Here is a 17,672-nt window from a genome sequence, read left to right as displayed (position 1 = left end):
TTCGTCGTACCGGAGGCCGGGGTATCGATAGCCGGGCAGGCCTGCCTTCGATCAAGTCTTATATAAGATATAGGACAAGCTCGGTATTATGCACGAGCTTGGAATGGGATGCCAGTTTTTGCCTTTGCCGCAATGGCCGAGACCGTGTCACTTTGGTGGCGTAACAGGGATTTCGAGGAGCACTGCCCCTCGCCTGGGTAGCGGTGATGCCGTACTCGGCATCACTCCTTCCTGGCACCAAAGTGACACGAACTCAACCGTAGAGGCTCAGCTGGCGTACTTGACGGAGCAGCCGTAAGGCTGCGTGATCGGCTTGCTGACGGCCTTGCCGGCCTTGACTTCGTCGATCGCCTGGATCACGTAGTTGGTGGAGCCGGCGATGTCGGCGGCGTTGGAGCTGGGCTTGCTGTCGATCGCGCCGGCGTAGACGATCTTGCCTGCCGGATCGATCAGGTACATGTGCGGGGTCGTCTTCGCGCCATAGGCATGGCCGATCTTGCCGTCGTCGAGCACCAGGGCGGTCGGGGTGGCGTTCTTTTCCTTGGTCCAGCTGTTCAGCGAGCTGGCCACTTTCGGGTCATTCGTGGCGTTGCCGCTGGTGCTCACGGACAGCCACACCACATCCTTCGCCGCGGCGTGCTTCTGCGTGGCCGGCATGTTGCCGCTGTCATAGTGCTTCTTGACGAACGGGCAATCGGGATTGACCCATTCCAGCACCACGTACTTGCCCTTGTAGCTGTCCAGCGAGACCGGCTTGCCGGCCGTGTCCACGCCGGTAAAGGCCGGGGCCGGCTGGCCCACGGTGGCCTGCGCGGCGGCGATGCCGGTCGTCACCAGGCCGGCGACCAGGATGGCTGCTGCTGCTGTCATCTTCTTCATCGGAGTTCCTCTCGTCAAGTTGAGTAGTTCAGTTGAATAGGTCAGTCGAGTACTTCAGCTTGCAGGCCGGATCCTGCCCAACGCCGTCCGGACCTGCTCCACGGTCAGCACCTCGGACAGCACTTGCGGCGGCTGGCTGTGGTTCGGTCCAAGCAAGACATACACGGGCACGCCGCTGCGCCCCAGCTGCGCCAGCTCCCGGGTAATGGCGGGGTCGCGGCGCGTCCAGTCGGCGCGCAGCAGGACCACGTCCCGCGCGCCGAAATCCTTCAGCAGTTGCGCATCGCTCAGCACGGTGCGCTTGTTGAACTGGCACGTGATGCACCACGCGGCCGTGAAGTCGATGAACACGGGCTTGCCGGCGGCGCGTGCCTGGCCGACGGCTTCCACCGACCACGGCGCCCAATGGCCCGGCGACCGCGCGGACGCCTGCGCCGGCCCGGCCGGTTCGGCCTTCAGCAGCGGCCATGCCAGGTGCACGGCCGCGGCCAGCACCACGCCACCCGCCACCGCGAACGCGATCTTCGTGCCGCGCGATTTCGCCGGCGCTCCGATCGTCCAGCAGGCAAACGCCAGGGCGACGAGCACGCCGGCCATCCCCGCCATCGCATCGATGCCGGTCTGCTGTCCCAGCACCCACAGCAGCCATACGACGGTGGCGAACATGGGGAATGCCATCAGTACCTTGAAGCGCACCATCCAGGCGCCGGGGCGGGGCAGCAGGCGGCCCAGCGCCGGCACCAGCGCCACGAGCAGGTAAGGTGCCGCCATGCCGAGGCCCAGCACGGCGAAGATGGCCAGCGCCTGTGGCGCCGGTTCCGTCAACGCCACGCCCAGTGCGGCGCCCATGAACGGCGCGGTACAGGGCGACGCCACGGCCACGGCCAGCGCGCCGCTGAGCGCATCGTCGACGAGGGGATTCTTCGCGCGGTAGCCGCCCAGCGCGCCGGGCAGCACGCCGCCGAATTCGAACACGCCGGCCAGGTTCAGGCCGATCAGCGTGAACAACGCCGCCAGGCCCGCGACCACGGGGGGCGACTGCAGCTGGAAGCCCCAGCCCAGTTCGGCACCGCCGGCGCGCAGCGCCAGCAGCAATCCCGCCAGCGCGACGAACGACAGCACGACGCCGGCCGTATAGGCCATGCCGCCGGCAACGGCCTTGCGCCGCTCTTCCCTGTGCTGCACCAGGCTGAAGATCTTCAGCGACAGCACGGGGAAAACGCACGGCATCAGGTTCAGCAGTGCGCCGCCGAGGAAGGCGAACAGCAGCGACAGCACGAAGGACGTGTCCGCCGCGGGTGCGGCCGGTGCCGCCGGCATCGGCACAGGCGCCACCGCGGCGGCAGGGGCCGGGGCAGGGTCGGCGGCGCCGATCGCTGGCCACGGTCCCTCGACAGGGATGGACACCGTCCAGCCGGCCGGCTGGCCCGGCGCCACCAGCACGGCCTTCAGCACCGTGGGGCTCTCGCTGCGCTGCGGCGACAGCGGCACGCGCAGGCGCAGCGTGCCGTCCGCCCATTGCTGGTCGACCCTGGCGGCGTAATCGATGACGCCGATATCCTCGGCAAAGTACTGCACGTCGCCTTGCGGGGCGGCCGCCAGGCCGCGCACCTCGACAGCGATGGCCTTGCCGTCGACCCGCGCGGTGGCTGTGGCACCTTCCAGCGCCACCGGCGTGGCGGCGCGCGTGGCGCTGAACAGTGCGCCGCTGGCGGAAACCGGCGCATTGGCGGGCACCGTGATGTCGAAGTCGCCCGATTCGGGCAGGCAGATTTCCTTGCACACCAGCCATTCGGCGTGCAGGCCGATCTTCAGCTCCTGCCCCGCGAAACCGGCCGGCACCTGCACCGGCACGGGCAGCAGCACCCTGTTTTCATAGCCGTAGTTGGTCAGCGGGCCGAGCGGCAGTTTCTTCGGCGTTGGCCAGGCGATCTCCCCGGCCGTGAAACCGGCCGGCAGCTTCCAGGCCAGCGTGGTGGCCAGCCCCGAGTCGCCGGGATTTTTCCAGTACGTGTGCCAGTGCGGCTGGTGATCGATCGCCAGGCCCAGCCACAATGTCTTGCCGGGCCGGATGCCCTCGGGAGCGTGGACGAGCAATTCGCCGCGCACGTGATCGGTAACCACGACCGGCCCGGCGGCCTGCGCCAGCGGGAGGAAGGTGAAGAGCAGGCTGGCCGCCGCGAACTTGTACAGTGACGTCACTTCCCATTGTCCTCGCTGATGTCGATGGGACAATGATAAGGCTTAATGCCACCCCATGCGCTGATTGCGCACCGATGATTGCCAGCCCATGGTTACGAATGCATGATTGGCAATGCGTGATTACCAGCGCAGGATTGCCCGCGCATGGGCGGGCCGGCAGCGCGGCCGCTGGCGCACCCGGCGTGTACCCGGTACTGCCCGGTGCCTGCTCAGCCCACGCTCAATGCGACAGCGAGCGCTCCAGCTCCGCCATGCCGGCCGGCAAATCGAGCACGGCGCCCGAGGCTTTCATGCTCGAGCCCAGCGCGTGCAGCGTGCGGAACAGGTTGTGCGCGCGGCTCTGCTCGCCCATCTGGCCGATGCGCACGATGTTCAGGCCGAACGCGCCGGCAATCTCCACGCGATGCACGCGCGACATGTGCGACAGCACGTCGGCGGCCACCACGCCGTCCGGCACCACGATGCCGACCACCGAATTGAGCCGGTGTTCCTTCGCCACCAGCAGTTGCAGGCCCATGCCCTCGATACCCGCCTGCAAGGCCACGGAGCAGTGCAGGTGGCGCTCGAAACGCTTCGGCAGCGTTTCGCCGCACACCAGCCGCAGCGCCTCGTGCAGGGCCAGGATGCCGGATACCGGCGCGGTGTAGTGATACGATTTCTGGTTCCAGAACTTGTCGGCCAGGCTGGCGTCCAGCACCCAGTGGAACGGCAGGTCGCCCCGCGTGGCGATCTTCTTCGCCCAGGCCCGTTCGGAGAATGCCAGCAGCGACACGCCCGGAATCGACGACAGGCCCTTCTGCCCGCCCGTGATCACGGCATCGATCTGCCAGTTGTCCATTTCCAGCGGCATCGTGCTGAGCGTGCAGACGGCGTCCACGATGACGAGCGCGCCGTGTTCGCGGGCCAGCCGCGCGATCCCGGCCAGGTTGCCGTTGCACACCGTGTTCGACGTTTCGCCCTGCACCAGCGTCACCGCGTCGTAGCGCCCGCTCCGCAGTTCCCGCTCCACCGCTTCGATGCCGGCACCTTCGTTGGTGCCCGTTTCGAAAATGATGGCTTCGCCGCGCACGCGGCTGACCATTTCGGCCATGCGGCGGCTGAAGTAGCCGTTGCAGATGCACAGCACCCGGTCGCCGGGATGGACCAGGTTGGCGATCGCCATTTCCATCGCGGCCGAGCCGGGCCCGCCCACGCCGAGCACGTAGCGCGAGTTCGTCTGGAACACATAGCGGCCCATGTCCTTGACCTGGGCGATGACGCGGTTCATCGTATCGCCCAGGTGGTTGATGACGATCGAGTTCGCCATTGCCACGCTTTGCGGGATCGGCACCGGGCCGGCGCCCATCATCAGCAGGGGTTCATCGGGAAGGATATCGCTCAGCGGAACGATATGGGGAACGCTGACAGCTTCGATCATGACCGGCTCCAATGCAGGGGGGACCCTTCAGCATAGCAGCCGGTCATGACCTCATCAATATCGTATCGATACCCGTGCTCGCGGATATGGATGTGCACCGAGCCCGGCCGGGCACGATCGGGCGCGCATGAGCCGGCGAACGTGTCGAGCCGGCAAACCTGTCCGAGTGGGCAAATCTGTCCGAGCGGGCGAAATCAGTCGAGCGAAATCCGCAGCACCTGCCCGCCATCCGGGAACGCCCCCGGGATGGGGCCCGGCACGATGCCGTTGTTGGTCACGTAGGCCGCGCCATCCGGCCCGATCGCCAGCCCGCCGGGGTAATACAGGTTCTCGTAGATGACCGTGCGGGTGCCATCGGCTTCCACGCGGATCAGCCGGCCCGGCGCCAGCAGCGGCGGCCCGCCGGGGCCGGCGAAGCCGGCGCCGATCTGCAGCACGTGCAGCCGGCCGGCGGCATCGAACGCCACGCCGATGATGTTGGTGAAGCCGCTGGCGAACACTTCCGGCTCGCCGCCCTCGGCCGGCACGCGCCAGACATTGGCGGCGCCGGCAGGGAAGGGGAAGCCGGTCAGCTGGCCGACATACAGCGCACCATCCTGCCCTTCGGCCACCGACGTGGGCACCGCCTGCATCGGTATCGTGGCACCCGGCGGCAGGCCGAGGAACGGCGGCGCCGGCACGTCTCGCGGTGCGAACGTTGCGAGGGTGGTGATTTTCTTGTCGCTGCCGATGCGCAGCAGCGAGTTGCCGCCGGCATCCACGGCGATGTAGTTCGCGCCTTGCGTCAGCAGGCCCTCGGGGTTGCTGTCGGAACCGTCGCCCGCCGGGTCGTTGACGTCCTCGAAGGCGGCCAGGTCGATCGGCGCCTTTTCCTCCTGCGCGGCCGTGGGCGGGGGCACGTCGCCAAGCTGCGCGGGCTGCTTGTCCGTGGCCGGCGGCACCGCAGTGCCATGCAGTTTCGACACCGGAATGACCCGCCCGAACAGCCAGGAATAGCGGCCGAGCCCTTCGCGGGTGGCGCGGTGCGAGCCCAGGCCCAGCGCCACCCTGCCTGCGCCGTTGGCGCCAAAGGCCACGGCTTGCGGCCCAGTCGCACCGAAGCCGCCTTCGGGTGCCAGCGACGGCAGGTTGCGCAGCACCCGCGCGGGCTCCTTCTTGCCGGTAAGGTCGATGCGCAGCACGGCGCCCGTCTCGCCATAGCAGCCCGTTTGCCCGTCGCCCAGCACGGCACAGCCGCCGTTGCCGCCCTTGCCCGCTTCCGCAACGTACAGCGCGCCATCGGGGGCGAAGGCGAGCCCGCGCGGGTTGCTCAGGCCCCTGGCGACCACGTCCACCTGCGGGGCCGCGCCGGCGGCCATCGATACCAGCAACGCACATCCGAACATGCAGCGCAAACCATTCATGGCAAGCTCCTGTGACGGGAAACGAGAGGGCGGCGTGGCCCCAAGGTCCTCTCACGTTAGCACGGCAGTTCGCAAATGCAAGACAGGGTTGCCGGTTATTCGTTTGTGCGATGCCTTAGTGGCAGGATTGGCACAGTTGACAGGAAATAGGCGTGGATGCAGGGAATTGACCGTTGGCTTTCATGACCGTATCGAACCTCCCGGCACCGGTTTTTGCGACACCTGCGCGGCCTTTGCCGAGAACGCGCCCACCGGGTTCGCCGGCCAGTAGCTTTCCAGTTTCAATTCCTTCAGCGTGGCGTTCAGGAAGCTGCGATCGATCCACGTATCGACATCGAACTTCCGGCGGATCAGCCGGAACTGGTACGCATGCTCGACCGCATCCTTGTAGCGCTCAGTCAGGAACGGGTCGAACAGGGGGCTGAGCCGGGTACGCAGCGGCTGGCCCTCGTAGTCCTCCTTCCAGTGTTCGAGCTTGGCGGTGCCGGGGCGCGCCCACATGCGGAACACTTCTTCGCGGTTGGCGTCGTCGGAACTCCAGCGGGCGGCTTTCACCACGGCCTTGACGAAGCGCCGCGTCTGCTCCGGATACTTGCCGGCGAAGTCGTCGGTCACCAGCATGTGGCTCTGCCGCGTGAACACGGGCGAGTCGCCCTTGCTCGTGTAGACGATGCGGGCCACGCCCTTGTCGCGCAGCTTGATCAGGTCGTAGCCGCCGAACACGGCATCGATATCCTTCGTGGTCAGCGCGGCCTGCGACGTGGCCGTGTCGAGATTGACGACCCGCAGGTCCTTCTCCGCCAGGCCGTGTGCCGCCAGCAGCCGGTTGATCGGCAGTTGCCCGTTGGTGCCCTTGAAGAATGCCACGCGCTTGCCGCGCAAGTCCTCCACCTTCCGGATCGTCGAATCGGGCGGCACGGCCAAGTAGAGGTTGGCGCGGATGCCGGTGGCCAGGATCAGCCGCGTCTTCAGCCCGGCGGCCTTGCCGATGATCGACGGCAGGTCGCCCTGGAACGCGAAGTCGAGCTGCTTGTTGCTGAGCGCCTCGTTGACCGCCGGCCCGGCGCCCTTGAAGAAGAACCACTCGACCTTGATATTGTCGGCCTTGAATTCCTGCTCGATCGCGCCGGTGGCGTGGGCGATGGCGATCGACGAGCCGGAGATGCCCGGCGGGCTGCCGTGCGCCGGCGATGCCACGCCGACGCGGATGACCGCCGGCGCCGCGGCGAACGCCTGCGCCGCGGCGCCGGCCAGTGCGATCGCGGCGACGAGCCGGAACGATCGGGTAACAATGTTGCGCCTTGCCTGTTTCATGACTTGCCCTCGCTGGTGTTGGTCACCAGTCCGTTGCAGGTTCCATGCCACCGGCAGGAACGGCATTTCGTGGCTTGCCGGCACGGCGCTGCTGCGCAGGCAGCAGCAATCGCCACCTGGGCTGTTGCGGCGGTGCCCGGTGTTGAACACCCTGGCTGCCGCCCCAGCCGTCCTCAGCCACCGTTCACGGCAGGCCGCTCGATATCCGGTTCCGGCAATGCGGCGGGCGCCGGCCGCAGCCACGTCCGTCCAAGCTGCACCAGGAACAGCACCGCGAGCACGTGAAATCCCGCCAGCATGCCGAAATACTGGTTGAGCAGCCCGCCCGCCACGGCGCCGACCAGCGCGCCGCTCGGTCCGGCCAGCGAAAACATGCCGCCGGTGCGGCCGCGCCCCAGTTCCTGCGCCAGCCGGGCGAACTGCGCCACGCAGGTCAGCTGCTGGATGCCCAGCCCCAGCCCCAGCAGCAGGGCGCCGGCCCACAGCGCGGCCGGGTGCAGCGGATTGGCCAGCAGCAGTTCGGCGCACAGCAGGATGGCGAACGCCGTGCGGTAGCGCGTGCGTTCGCGCCACGCCATCACGATGGCGCCGGCCGCCAGCAGCGTGAGCACGAACACCGCACCCTGCAGCGTGACCAGGCCGGCGGCCTGCTGCGTGGGCATGCCGAAGCGGCGGATCGCCACCAGGATCACGAACACGGTGAAGTACGACATCGCCACCTGCCCGACGAACTCGATCAGCATCGTGCGCCGCAGCTCGGCGCGGCTGCCGATGAGCCGGAACTGGTCGAGCATGCGGCCGACGAACGGCGTGGCATCGGCCCCCTGGCCCATTGGTGCCGACGACATCACCCGCTCGCCGATCAGCAACGTGATGAACAGGCCCACGGCCACCACCCGGAAGGTATTCGAGTAGCCGGCCAGGCCGACCAGCCAGGCGCCCAGCATCGGCCCCAGGAAAAACATCCCGGCGCTGTGCGACGCGCGCTGCCAGCCGGCCTTGGCGGGCCCGACCCGCGGCAGCAGGTGCAGGAATTCCGTCTGCGTGGTCACCATGCGGAACGGGTTGACGAAGCCGAACAGCACTACGCAGGCGATCAGTTGCCACGGCGTGGAAGCAAAGCTGAAGCCGGCGAGGAAGACCACGATGCCGCCGATGCAGCCGAAGCGGAACAGCGGGCGGCTGCCGTGCCGGTCGATCAGCGCGCCCAGCGGCAGCGACAGCAGCAGCATGCCGGCGAACTGCAGCCCGCCGACCAGTCCGATCTGCCACGGCGACGCATGCATCGCCGCGGCGTAGAGCGGAAACACCACCTTGGCAATGCCGTTCGACGCGCCGGCCAGGACTCCCAGCAACATGAACCCGGTAAGAAAGTGACGTGAAGGAAGTTCTCCAGTCAGTGTCGAAGAGGTCATCGGCCGCCTAGCGCAACGGGAAGCCCAGGCCGGCCAGGGCTTCCCTGAGGCGGTGCCGTCCTTTCAGTTCCTCGGGGCTCTTCAGGCGCGCCAGCGAGTGCTCGCTCCACGTGGTGACGGGCAGCCCCTGCGACTCGTAGAACGCGCGCATCGCTTCGTCGTAGCCGCCCACTTCCTGCTCGACCGGTGCCGGCGTGTAGCGCTCGCGGTACAGTACCGACGATTGCGGCAGGCGCGGCTTCACGGCGGCCGGCCGTTCCGGATCCGGATGGCCGATGACGAGGCCGAACACGGGGTAGACGCCGTCGCCGGGCTTGATGCCCAGTTCCGCCGCCACCGCCTCCGGCTGGTTGCGCAATGCGCCGATGTACACGGTGCCCAGGCCCAGCGATTCGGCCGCGTTGACGGCGTTCTGCGCGGCCAGCGCGGCATCGATCACGCCCATCAGGAACGTGTCGAGGTATTCGGCGCCGTCGAGCTCGCGTCCCCGTTCGGCGGCCAGCCGCTGCAGGCGCGACAGGTCGACCAGCCAGGCCAGGAACAGCGGCGCCTCGCGCACGTGCTTCTGGTTGCCGACCAGGGTGGCGATGCGCTCGCGGCCTTCCTGGCTTTCGACGGCGATGGCGCTCCACACCTGCAAATTCGAGGAGCTGGGCGCCGACTGCGCGGCCGCCACCAGCAGGTCGAGCGTGCCGGCGGGCAGCGGGTCGGGCCGGAAGGCGCGCACCGAACGGTGCGAGAACAACGTCTCCAGCACCGGGTTCAGCGTATCGACGGTGGGGGCATGCTGGCCGTTGCCGTAACGGGCTTTCAACAATTCAAAGGGATCGGACATGGTGGTTGCTTTCTTGTGTGTGAATTACCAGGAGAACTGCCATTCGGAGACCGAATCGCGCGCGGGCACGTCCAGCAGCTCGGGGCGCGGCTTGTCGGAGAACTCGGCCAGCACGTCGTCCTTGATTTCGGCAAATGCGTAGCTGCCGCGATCGCGCGGGCGCGGCAGGTCCACGTCGACGATGCGCTTGATGCGCCCCGGCCGCGGCTCCATCACCACGATGCGGTCGCCCAGGTACACGGCTTCGTCGACATCGTGCGTGACGAGGATGGCGGTGATGCCTTCCGCTTCCCAGATGCGCTGCAGTTCCTGCTGCAGGTGGGCGCGGGTCAGCGCATCGAGCGCGCCGAACGGTTCGTCGAGCAGCAACACCTCGGGGCGGTTGACGAGCGCCCGGGCGATCGCCACGCGCTGCGACATGCCGCCCGACAGCTGGTACGGGTGGGCCGTCTCGAACCCTTTCAGGCCGACGAGCTCGATGTGTTCCTGCACCGACGCGCGCTTTTCCGCTTCCGGCAGGTCGGCATTGAGCAGGCCCATGGCCACGTTCTGCTCCACCGTCAGCCACGGGAACAGCCGGTGCTCCTGGAACACGATGCCCCGTTCCAGGCTCGTGCCGACGACCTTTTTGCCGTCGAGCAGGATCTCGCCCTGGTAGTCGTTTTCCAGGCCGATCACGAGCCGCAGCAGCGTGGACTTGCCGCAGCCGCTGGAGCCGACGATGCTGATGAATTCGCCGGGCCGGATCGACAGCGAGATGTTGTCGAGGACGGGCAAGGCTTCGCCCTTGACCCGGTATTGCTTGCTCAGATTGCTGATTTCCAGCGTGCCTGCGTGTGCCATGTGTTCTCCAGGATGATCAGTATTGTCCGGTCGACGTGCCGCGCCACCGCAGCAGCCGGCCTTCGATATGGTTTGCAATGAGGTTCAGCGTGAAACCGACGAACCCGACGATGACGATGCCCAGCAGCACCTGGTCCATCCACAGGTGTTCGCGGCCGTCGGTGAGCAGGTTGCCGATGCCGATGCCGGACGTGAGCAGGTATTCGGCGCCCAGCGTGGCCAGCCATGCGTAAATCAGCGCCAGGTGCACGCCGTTGAAGATCGACGGCAGCGCGGCCGGCAGCACCACGCGCCGCAGCATCTGCGCCGGCGTGAGCGCGAACACGCGGCCCACCTCGATCAGCTCGCGCGGCACGCTGCGGATGCCTTCGAAGGTGTTCAGCACGACGGGGAAGAACGCCGCCAGCGACAGGAACACCACCTTGGCGGTATCGCCCAGGCCGAACCATACCGAGATCAGCGGGATCCACGCGAACAGCGAGATCTGCTTGATGGTATGCAGCGTGGGACCCACGAGGTTTTCCAGCAGCCGCGACAGGCCGAGCGCGATACCGACGCCGAAGCCGATCGTGCTGCCCAGGGCGAACCCGGCCAGGTCGCGCGCCAGCGATGCGCCCAGCGAGCGCCACAGCTCCCCGGTGGCGGAGAGCCGCACCGCCGTTTCCCACACCTTGCTGATCGGTACGAACATCACCGAGTCGGTCCAGCCGAAATGAAATACGGCCCACCAGATGGTGAACAGCAGCGCCGGCAATGCGGCCCCGCGCAGCACGCGGCGCACGTCGATACGTGATCCGGAATCCGTTGCAGTCGACATCGTGGTTCCTCTGTAGTAAAAGCCCGGCTTAAAAGCCATCCGTGCGCCAGCGCAGCAGGCGTTGTTCGATCAGCGCCAGGATCTTGTCGAGCGCGAAACCGATCGCACCGACCACGACCACGGCGGCCAGCACCACGTCGAGCTGGTACAGCTGCCGCCCGTAGACGATCATGAAGCCCAGCCCTTCGGACGATGCCAGCAGTTCCACCGCCACCAGCGCCAGCCACGCATGCGTGAGGCCGTAGCGGATGCCGTTCCACACCTGCGGCAGCGCGGCGGGGAACACCACCTTCGACAGCAGCTGCCAGCGCGTGAAGCGGTACACCCGGGCCACCTCGATGAAGCGGGTCGACACGCCCTGCAGGCCCTTGTAGGTGTTCAGCGCGATCGGCACGAAGGCGGCCTTCGAGATCAGGATGATCTTCAGCGCTTCGCCAATCCCCACCAGCATCATCAACAGGGGCAGCCAGCCGATCGACGGCACCTGGGCGATCAGGCGGAAGGTGGGATACAGGTAATCCTTGGCCGTCGGCGACAGGCCCATCAGCACACCGAGCGCCAGGCCGCCCAGCCCGCCGGCCGCGAAGCCCGCCAGCACGCGCCACATGCTGATCCACAGGTTTTCCGGCAGCTCGCCGGTGCGCACCAGGTCGATGAACGTGGACGCCACCATCGATGGCGGCGGCAGGATCTGCGGCGGCAGCCATTCGTATTCCGCAGCGACATACCAGATCAGCAGCACCGCGAGCGGGAAGGGCCAGGACAGCGCAAAGCGCGTCAGGCCGTCGTTCCAGCGCAGCAGCCTGGCAGGCTGCTTTTCGCCGATGGAGGGCAGGGCAATGGTCAGAGAGGACATGGTTTATCGATCGGTGAGCTTCAGTGCACAGGGCCGCGCCAGTGCAGCACGCGGGATTCGACCAGGGAGGCCAGGCGGTTCAGCACCATGCCGACCAGCCCGATCAGTAGCATGCCGACGATGATCAGCTCGACGTGGAAGGTGGCCTTGCCGCGGATGACCACGTTGCCGATGCCTTGCGCCGACGAGCCCAGCAGGTACTCGGCGCCGATCGTGGCCAGCCAGGCATACAGCAGCGCCAGATGCAGGCCGGTGGCGATCTGCGGCGACGCGGCGGGCAGGATCAGGCGCGACACCAGTTGCCAGCGGTTGAAGCCCAGCACGCGCGCCACCTCGACCTGCGCGCGGGTCACGCCGCGCACGCCTTCGAACGTGCTCAGGGCCACCGGATAAAACGCGGACAGCGCGACGAACAGGATCTTCGCCGCTTCACCTGTGCCCAGCCACGTGGACAGCAGCGGCAGCCAGGCAAACAGCGAGATCTGCTTGAGCGTGTGGAAGGTGGGGCCGATCAGCCGTTCCGCCCAGCGCGAAATGCCCAGCAGCAGGCCGAGCAGGATGCCAGCCGCGCTGCCGGCGGCAAAGCCGGCGATGTCGCGCGTCAGGCTCGCCTGCAGGCCGCCCAGCAGCTGGCCGCTGGTGACGACTTTCCATGCACTGTCGAGCACGGCGCCGGGCGGCACGATCAACTTGGTGTTCACCAGCTGCAGTGCCGTCACCACGTACCACAGCACCAGGAAGGCCACGGGCAGCACGAAGCCGCGCAGGTCCGTTTCACGAATCGATTTCATTCTCGGTTTCCTCAATAAGCCCGGCGCTGCCAGCCCTGCAGGCGCGCTTCGCCCCAGGCCAGCAGGCGGTCCAGCACGATGCCCACGGTGCCGATGACGATCATGCCGACCACCACGATATCGAGCTGCAGAAGTTGGCGGCCCCACACCATCAGGTAGCCGATGCCTTCGCTCGAAGCGAGCAGCTCCACGAACACCAGCGACAGCCAGGCCTGCATCACGCCCTGGCGCAGGCCGTTGAAGATGCCGGCCGACGCGGCGGGCAGCACCAGCCGGCGCACCTTCTGCCAGAACGTGAACCGGTAGACGGCGGCCACTTCCAGCAACGCGCGCGGAATGTTGCGGATGCCCTTGAAGGTGTTGACGGCCACCGGCACGACGACGGCGATCGAGATCGCCGAGATCTTCAGCGCCTCGCCGATGCCGGCGAAGATGATCAGCAGCGGCACCCAGCCGATCACGGGGAATTGCGACACCAGCTGGAAGCCGGGATACACATAGGCCTTGATCGTGGGCGAGATGCCCATCGCGATGCCCAGCAGGAAGCCGGTGCCGCCGCCGATGGCGAGGCTCCAGCCCAGCCGCACGAGGCTGATGGCGAGATTGGATGTCAGGTCGCCGTTCTCCCACAGCTCGACCAGCGACTGCCACACGAGCGCGGGCGCCGGCAGGATCTGTTCGGCCAGCCATTGCCGGTCGACGGCGTACTGCCACAGGCCGAGCAGCAGCAGCGGCAGGATCAGCCCTGCGGCGAAGTTGAAGGCACGGGTGCCCAGCGTGGATGCCAGCGCTTGCCAGCGCGGCGCCGCGCGCGACGTTGCGCGCGGCGGAACAGGTGACACATGAGGTGAAACATGGGCTGCGGTGGAGGAGGCGGTGTTCATGGCAATCCGTCAGGTTGAAAAACGTTCAGTTCTGCGCCACCCGAGGCGACTTCGGCTTGCCGGCGGTATCGAACTCCTGCCAGTAGCCTTCCAGCTTCAGCTCCTTCAGCGCCGCTGCCAGGTACTGGGGCGCCAGCCAGTGGCCCGGGTCGACATCGCGCCGGATCAGCCTGAACTCCCTGGCCTGGACGATCGATTTCTTCAGGTTCTCGAAGAAGTACTCGTCCAGCAGCGGCGACAGCCGCCACCTCAAAGGCGTTTCGGCAAAGGTCTTCTGGTATTCGTAGTAGCTGGTGCCGGAGTTGGACCACAGCTTGTACTGGGCCTGGCGGTTCTGTTCATCCGAGCTCCAGGCGGCCACCCTGACCAGCGCGGTGGTCACGCGCTGCACGATGTCCGGATATTTTTTCTCGAACTCCTCGGACACCCAGAACACCGATTGCGACGTCAGGTCGGGATCGGGCCCGGTCGAGTAGAGCAGCTTGCCCACGCCCCGCGCCTCCAGGTCGAACGGCGCGATGAAGCCGGCATCGACATCCTTGGTGGCGATCGCCGCGCGCAGCGTGTCGCCATCCATGCTGACGGTCTTGAAATCGCGCTCGGTGAAGCCGTGCTTCTTCAGGATGCGGCCCAGCGCCAGCTGGCTGGCCGTGCCCTTGAACACGGCGAGGCGCTTGCCCTTCAGGTCTTCCAGCGATTTGGCCGGCGAATCGACCGTGCCGGTGATGTACGACGGGCCGAAGCGCGCGACCGAGAACAGGATCTTCGTCTTCAGCCCCGTCGAACAGCCGATGATGATCGGCAGGTCGCCGTGCACGGCGAAATCGGCCAGGCCGTTGGCCAGCTGCTCGTTGGTGGCCGGACCGGCGCCGGGGTTGAAGGTCCACTGCACCTTGATGCCGTCCCTGGCGAATTCCTTTTCCAGCACGCCCTGCTGGTGCGCGGTGGCGACCACCGAGCCGCCGACGATCGGCCGGCCGCCGGTGCCTGCGCTGGCATACGAGATCCGGATCACCTTCGGCTTGTCGTGCGCTGACCTGTCCTGCGTTGGCCTGTCCTGCGCCACTGCCAGGGGCATGGCGAAGGCCAATGCGCCCGCGGCGGCGCCGGTCAACAGGGCGGCGGCAATGCGGAACGTGCGAACGCGTGGGAATGTCATGGCGATCTCCTCGGTTTCAATACGCGGGACAGGTACCGGCGGGCGCGGCGTCATCAGCCGGTCAGTTCTGCGCCACCTGCGCCGCCTTCGGCTTGCCGGCGGCATTGAACTCCGGCCAGTAGCCTTCCAGCTTCAGCTCCTTCAGCGCCGTGTTCAGGTACTTCGGCGCCAGCCAGCCATCCACGCTGACGTCGCGGCGGATCAGCTTGAACTCCTTGGCCTGCACGATCGACTTCTTCAGGTTCTCGACGAAGTACTCGTCCAGCAGCGGCGACAGGCGCCATTTCAGCGGCACGTCGGCGAAGGTCTTCTGGTATTCGTAGTAGCTGGTGCCGGAGTTCGACCACAGCTTGTATTGCGCTTCGCGGTTCTTTTCTTCCGAACTCCAGGCCGTGACCTTGATGAGCGCGGTCACCACGCGCTGCACGATGTCCGGGTATTTTTTCTCGAAGTCCTCGGAGACCCAGAACACGCCCTGCGAAGTCAGCTCGGGATCGGGGCCGGTCGAATAGATCACCTTGCCGACACCGCGCGCCTCCAGGTCGAACGGTGCGATGAAGCCGCCATCGACATCCTTGGTGGCGATCGCCGCGCGCAGCGTGTCGCCATCCATGCTCACGGTCTTGAAGTCGCGTTCGGTGAAGCCATGTTTCTTGAGGATACGGCCCAGCGCCAGCTGGCTGGCCGTGCCCTTGAACACGGCGAGCTTCTTGCCTTTCAGGTCTTCCAGCGATTTCGCCGGGGAGTCGATCGGGCCGGTGATGTAGGCCGGGCCGAAGCGCGTGTACGAGAACAGCAGCTTGGTTTTCAGCCCGGTGGAGCGGCCGATGATGATCGGCAGGTCGCCATGGTGGGCAAAGTCGGCCAGGCCGTTGGCCAGCTGCTCGTTGGTGGCGGGGCCGGCGCCGGGGTTGAAGGTCCACTGGATCTTGATGCCGTCCTTGGCGAATTCCTTTTCCAGGATGCCCTGCTGGTGCGCGGTGGCGATCGACGTGCCGCCGGTGAGCGGGCGGCCGCCGGTACCGGCGCTGGAATAGGAAATCCTGATGACCTTGGGCTTGTCCTGCGCGACGGCGACGGGGGCGGCAAAGGCCAGCACGCCCGCTGCGATGGCGGTCAGCAGGACAGTAGCGGTACGTAAGCGTGACAGTTTCATGGCTGGTTCCTGGAATGCTGATCTATAAAGCGGTTCAATATCGGTTCAAACGGGAGGCGGTTCAATGCCGGTTCATCACTATTGAAAAGAAAGTAACCAAGTTTCAATGACGGCGTCATGGCTCAGAACCCGAACTGGAACTGCGCCAGCAGCTCGTTCGCGCTGCGCTGCGCCGGGTTCTGGTAGTCGTAGTGGTTCAGGTTGAGCTGGAACTTGGTGGTCTCGGCAAAGAACAGGTTGAAGCCGAGGATGGCGGCCTTGGTCTTGTCGTTGCCCAGTGCCCGGTTCGGGTCGAACGTGTCGTAGCGCGCGAACAGCTGGTAGGACTTCGGCCAGTAGTCGTCGTATTTCGCCTGCGCCCGCGAACTGGCGATCCACTGCTCGCCCCACGTGTAGAAGGCGGTCAGGTACTGGCCGCGCGACTTGATGTCCGGACCGTTGTTCACGGTGCCGTCGCGGCCTTCCGCGTATTCGTAGGTGACGCCGAACGGTGCGTGGTTGTAGTAGATGTCGAAGCCGTAGCGGTCGCGCTTGCCCTGGCCCACCACGGTGGCCGCGGTGCCGGCGGTCAGGTTCTTCTGGCCCTTGTAGGCCGACAAGCCGAACTTGAGCTCGCGGAACACGCTGTAGTAATCGACCGGCAGCGTGAACGCCACGCGGGCGATGTAGTCCTTGTGGTTGTTGTCGTCCGACTTGTTCGGGCCGGCGCCATTGACCACGCCGAACGCATATTCGAGCAATGGCGCACGGTAGTTGAAGCCGTAGTCGACATACGGATCGTAGTCGCCGCGCACGATCAGGCCGATCTGGCGCGTGCCCACGCCCAGGCCGCCGAGGAACAGCGCATTGTTGATCACGGGACGCAGCTCTTCGCCGATCTGCGCTTCCAGGCCGAACGGAATCTGCTGCTGGCCCAGCGTGATCGTCAGGCGCGGGTCTTCCAGGCCGGTCAGCGTGGGGAACGGGCTGTAGCGGATATACGCATCGGTGGCATTGAGCTGGCTGCCGTCGGTACCGGGGCTGTTTTTCGCATAGGCGAACGCCAGGCGGTAATCGAGGTTGCGGCCTTCCGAGTAATCGCGGTACAGGCTGCCGGCGAAATTGAGCGTGGCCTGCGGGATGTCGAAGCTGGAATAGCGGTCCGACGACGTCGACGTGCTGCCCGTCTTCACGGGCGTGCTCTGCGCGGTGGCGCGGGCCTGCACGCTGCCGCCGATCGTGGTGCCACGCGTGGTGAGCGCCGTCTTGGTTTCGCGATTGCGTTTCTGCTCGTACTTGTAGTTTTCCAGGTCGGTGCGCAGGCCGTCGATGTCGGCCTTGGTGGCGGTCTCGGTAGGGGTTTCGGTCGCGCTGTTCGCGGCAAGGTCGGGCGTACCGGCGACGGTGTCGGTGCCGGCATCCGCGCCGGCCCCGGCGGCCCCCGCCGGTCCGATCACGGTCTTCTCTGCCGATGCGCTCGACTGCGCCGATTCCCCGTTCGTGTTCGCCGCCTTCGCGGCCACTGCCGGCCTGGTGCCGATCTGCTGCTGCAGCGTCTTGACGACGGCTTTCAGTTCCTCGATCTGCCGCTGCAGATCCTCGTTGCTTTGCCCCGCTGCCTGTGCCGCGCCGGCGATCGTGAGCAGGCCGGCGACACTGCATATTCTTCGATGTAGGTACTTCAAAAAATGCTCCTGATGGTTGGACGGTTTATCTGCTGAC

General features: G+C 66.6%; 15 protein-coding genes. All 15 read right to left on the bottom strand.

Translation table 11 applies throughout. From position 1 onward, the window contains the following. Positions 1-267 precede the first annotated feature (267 nt). The 15 genes from GJV26_RS13640 to GJV26_RS13570 all read right to left on the bottom strand — a co-directional run bounded on the left by GJV26_RS13640 (position 268) and on the right by GJV26_RS13570 (position 17,635). On the bottom strand, positions 268-879 hold the full coding sequence (locus GJV26_RS13640; protein ID WP_229419290.1) for a redoxin domain-containing protein: 612 nt from the start codon (positions 877-879) through the stop codon (positions 268-270). Positions 880-933: 54 nt separating this feature from the next. Further along, a complete protein-coding gene (locus tag GJV26_RS13635) occupies positions 934-3,081 on the bottom strand; it encodes a protein-disulfide reductase DsbD family protein (protein ID WP_229427884.1) in 2,148 nt (715 codons plus the stop codon). Between the two features lie 220 nt (positions 3,082-3,301). Then, complete coding sequence (locus GJV26_RS13630) at positions 3,302-4,498, bottom strand: pyridoxal-phosphate-dependent aminotransferase family protein (RefSeq protein WP_155709277.1); 1,197 nt, start codon at positions 4,496-4,498, stop codon at positions 3,302-3,304. Positions 4,499-4,692: 194 nt separating this feature from the next. After that, positions 4,693-5,901 carry a ScyD/ScyE family protein gene (locus GJV26_RS13625; RefSeq protein ID WP_155709276.1) on the bottom strand — a complete coding sequence of 403 codons (1,209 nt, stop codon included), beginning with the start codon at positions 5,899-5,901 and terminating at the stop codon, positions 4,693-4,695. A gap of 180 nt (positions 5,902-6,081) precedes the next feature. Beyond that, a complete protein-coding gene (locus tag GJV26_RS13620; protein WP_155709275.1) occupies positions 6,082-7,215 on the bottom strand; it encodes an ABC transporter substrate-binding protein in 1,134 nt (377 codons plus the stop codon). A 173-nt stretch (positions 7,216-7,388) separates the two neighbouring features. Further along, on the bottom strand, positions 7,389-8,573 hold the full coding sequence (locus tag GJV26_RS13615) for an MFS transporter (protein WP_173346201.1): 1,185 nt from the start codon (positions 8,571-8,573) through the stop codon (positions 7,389-7,391). Between the two features lie 64 nt (positions 8,574-8,637). Continuing rightward, entirely contained in the window at positions 8,638-9,465 is an 828-nt protein-coding gene (locus tag GJV26_RS13610; protein WP_155709273.1) for an NADPH-dependent oxidoreductase, read from the bottom strand. A gap of 24 nt (positions 9,466-9,489) precedes the next feature. Beyond that, positions 9,490-10,308: an ABC transporter ATP-binding protein gene (locus GJV26_RS13605; protein ID WP_155709272.1), complete on the bottom strand. Its 819-nt coding sequence runs from the start codon at positions 10,306-10,308 to the stop codon at positions 9,490-9,492. Between the two features lie 16 nt (positions 10,309-10,324). Then, entirely contained in the window at positions 10,325-11,125 is an 801-nt protein-coding gene (locus tag GJV26_RS13600) for an ABC transporter permease (protein WP_155709271.1), read from the bottom strand. Between the two features lie 28 nt (positions 11,126-11,153). Beyond that, a complete protein-coding gene (locus tag GJV26_RS13595; protein ID WP_155709270.1) occupies positions 11,154-11,981 on the bottom strand; it encodes an ABC transporter permease in 828 nt (275 codons plus the stop codon). A 20-nt stretch (positions 11,982-12,001) separates the two neighbouring features. Next, positions 12,002-12,772 (bottom strand): ABC transporter permease, encoded by a 771-nt coding sequence (locus GJV26_RS13590; protein WP_155709269.1) that lies wholly within the window; start codon positions 12,770-12,772, stop codon positions 12,002-12,004. Positions 12,773-12,783: 11 nt separating this feature from the next. Beyond that, entirely contained in the window at positions 12,784-13,656 is an 873-nt protein-coding gene (locus GJV26_RS13585) for an ABC transporter permease (protein ID WP_155709268.1), read from the bottom strand. A 25-nt stretch (positions 13,657-13,681) separates the two neighbouring features. Then, complete coding sequence (locus tag GJV26_RS13580) at positions 13,682-14,815, bottom strand: ABC transporter substrate-binding protein (protein ID WP_216643133.1); 1,134 nt, start codon at positions 14,813-14,815, stop codon at positions 13,682-13,684. Positions 14,816-14,876: 61 nt separating this feature from the next. Continuing rightward, positions 14,877-15,971: an ABC transporter substrate-binding protein gene (locus GJV26_RS13575; RefSeq protein WP_155709267.1), complete on the bottom strand. Its 1,095-nt coding sequence runs from the start codon at positions 15,969-15,971 to the stop codon at positions 14,877-14,879. Between the two features lie 122 nt (positions 15,972-16,093). After that, the gene (locus GJV26_RS13570; protein ID WP_155709266.1) at positions 16,094-17,635 is read right to left on the bottom strand and encodes a putative porin; all 1,542 of its coding nucleotides are present in this window, start codon (positions 17,633-17,635) and stop codon (positions 16,094-16,096) included. Positions 17,636-17,672: the final 37 nt, after the last annotated feature.

Source organism: Pseudoduganella dura (genome assembly GCF_009727155.1).
In the GTDB taxonomy this organism is placed as follows: domain Bacteria; phylum Pseudomonadota; class Gammaproteobacteria; order Burkholderiales; family Burkholderiaceae_D; genus Rugamonas; species Rugamonas dura.
The sequence above is the reverse complement of the archived record's forward strand: the minus strand, read 5'-3'. Positions and strand labels throughout refer to the sequence as shown.